Source organism: Bradyrhizobium sp. 2TAF24 (assembly GCF_052115025.1).
GTDB lineage: Bacteria > Pseudomonadota > Alphaproteobacteria > Rhizobiales > Xanthobacteraceae > Bradyrhizobium_A.
Map to the genome: position 1 here is coordinate 1 of NZ_JBFRFW010000051.1, position 2,645 is coordinate 2,645.

General features: G+C 69.0%; 1 protein-coding gene. It reads left to right on the forward strand.

From position 1 onward, the window contains the following. Positions 1-2,645 (forward strand): beta strand repeat-containing protein (locus AB4Z37_RS32845; RefSeq protein ID WP_441520857.1); only part of this gene is annotated, 2,645 nt, incomplete at both ends.

The window sequence follows — 2,645 nt, forward strand, 5'->3', positions numbered from 1 at the left end:
CCGTATCTGCCGATCGATGCCGGCCAACTCGTGATCAATGTCATCAACAGCCTGTCGCTGCCAGCGGCTGGTGGCTTCGGGAATTTCACCACCCCGGCRGGCGGCCGCGGCGGGCAGGTCGATATCGTGGCGTCCAATCTCGAGATCCTTGCGGATGGTGGCACGGCATTGCCGGGCATGACCGGATTGTCGGCGAGTGCGCTCGATGCCATCGGTGCCCAGAGCATCCTGATCGGCGGCACACGCAGCCTCAATGGCAACGTGCTGACCATCACTCCGGCGGCACAGAGCCTGCAGATCGACAGCGGCGCGGTGCTGACCGCGCCGGAGATCATGCTGACGGCCAGCAATACGGTTACGATCGGTACCGGCGCGCGGATCGACACCACATCGTTCGGCGCGATCCCGACCGCGTTCCCGAACGATCCGAAGACCGGCAAGACGCTGGGATCGATTGCGCTGGCGCGCGTCAGCAGCGGCGGGGCCGGTGCGTTCGTGCTGGCCTCCAACGCGCCGGTGCTGCCGGTGACGCTGCCGCCCGGAACCAGCGGTGCGAGCAAGCTGGTGATTGGCGCGGGTGCGGGCATCTTCGCCGGCAGCCAGCTGGCGCTGAGCGCTTCGCGTTCGATCACCTTGGATCCGTCCGCCGGTCTCGCAGCGCCCACTGTCATGGTCAGCGTGCCCGTGATCAACTTCGGTACCGGCGGCACCTCGGGTTTCACCCTGACCCCCAGCCTGCTGACGCAGTTGTCCGTTGGCGATCCGCTGCGTCATCTGCCGGCGACCACGAACCTGATGCTGACGGCCGCGACGGCGATCAACGTCTACGGTTCGGTCGATCTCGGCGATCCGGCGACCGGTCAGCCGCTGCTCAGCGGGTTGACCTTGAGCGCGCCGGTGATCAACGGCTTTGGCGCCGCCGCTGACACCGTCCGGCTGCGGGCCAGCAACATCACGCTCAACGGCGGCGCGACCGGCGCTGCCGCGACCGGCGGCGGACAGGGCGCGTTCGAGATCGATGCCAGCCAGTTGACGCTGGGCGGAGGCGGCTCGCTCGCGTTCGGCGGTTTCGGCACCGTGACCCTGGCAGCGACCGGGCAGGTGATCGGCGGTGTCGCCTATGCGGGTCCGATCGCCGCAGGCGCGATGCAGAAAATCGGTACGGTGTCCTATGCGCCGGGACAGGTGATGCCCGGCACCTTCAGCGCCAGCGGCAACCTGACGATTGCCGCGCCGCTGGTGACCGCGCAGGCGGGCGCCCTGACACAGCTCGTCGCAAGCGGCACAGTGACCTTCGCCGCGTTGTCTGGTGGCCCTGCGCCCAGCGGTGCGCCCCAGCCGGTCGCCTCGAACGGCGCGACGCTGTCGGTCACGGCGCAGAGCATCGTCCAGGGCACCACCATCAACCTGCCGTCCGGCGTGGTCAGCTTCACCGCGCAGAACGGCATCACGCTCCAGGCCGGGTCGGTCACCAATGTCGCCGGCGCGGTGACGCCGTTCTTCGACGTGGTGCGGATCGCGCCCGCCGGCAACGTGACGCTGCAGACCACGACCGGCGATGTCGTCGTCGCCTCCGGCGCCGTCGTCGATCTGCGCGGCGGCCGGCTCGCCGCGGTGACGCTGCCGATGCTCGATGCCGTGGACTCCGACCAAGGCGGCAACGCCGGAACGCTCACCGTCGTTGCGCCGAACGGAACCGCGCATCTCGACGGGCAACTGCTCGCCAGCGCCGATCCGCGCTATGCCGGTGGCAAGGCGAACATCACGGTCAAGTCGGGTGACGCCGGTGCGCTGCTCGGCAGCATCGCGGGTTTCTCGGGCCAGCAGGCGCTGACGCTCGCCACCGGCGACATCAATGTCGGCAACATCACCGCCCGTGACGTCGAGCTGACCGCCAGCAGCGGCAGCATCACCGTCGCAGGCCTGATCGACGCCAGCGGCGGCAGCGAGGCGACTATCCGTCTCGTCGCCGGCAACAATCTCGAGCTTGCGGCGCATGCGCTGCTCAATGCCGGCACCACCGCCGCCAGGGGCGGCACGGTGTTCCTCGGCCTCGCCGGCACCAGCACCGGGACGATGACGTTCGATGCGGACGGCAGCAGCACGCCGGTGATCAATGTCGCCAACAGCGATCCGAACATCGCGCTCAATGGCGGCCAGGTCTGGCTGCGCGTGCCGCGGACGACCAACGCTGTACCGATCGTCAACAACGGCGTCCGTGTCGCCGGCGCGCGCGAGATCGTCGTCGAGGCGGTCAAGGTCTACGATGTCTCCGCAACGCCCTATGTCGACGCYMATCTYGCGGCRGCTRATGCCGAYGCGCAGGCCTACATCGCYGCGGCGACCATCAMGGCCGGGATCGGGACGCTGACCGGCACGGCCGCCACCGCSTTCCACCTGATGCCSGGGATCGAGYTCRACAGCTCCRGCRATCTCCRRCTGCTGCWRAACCCKTCCMCSAYCAACTCCGGRATCGACCTGCACACCTACCGCTAYAACGGCGAGCCGATGGTGCTGACGCTGCGCGCCGCCGGCAACCTGCTGATCAACGGCAGCCTCAGCGACGGCTTCGCCGCACCAGTGAGGTCGCCGGACGGCAGCATCTTCGCCATCGCAGCGCCGCTGCCGGCAGGCTCCGGGTCCGC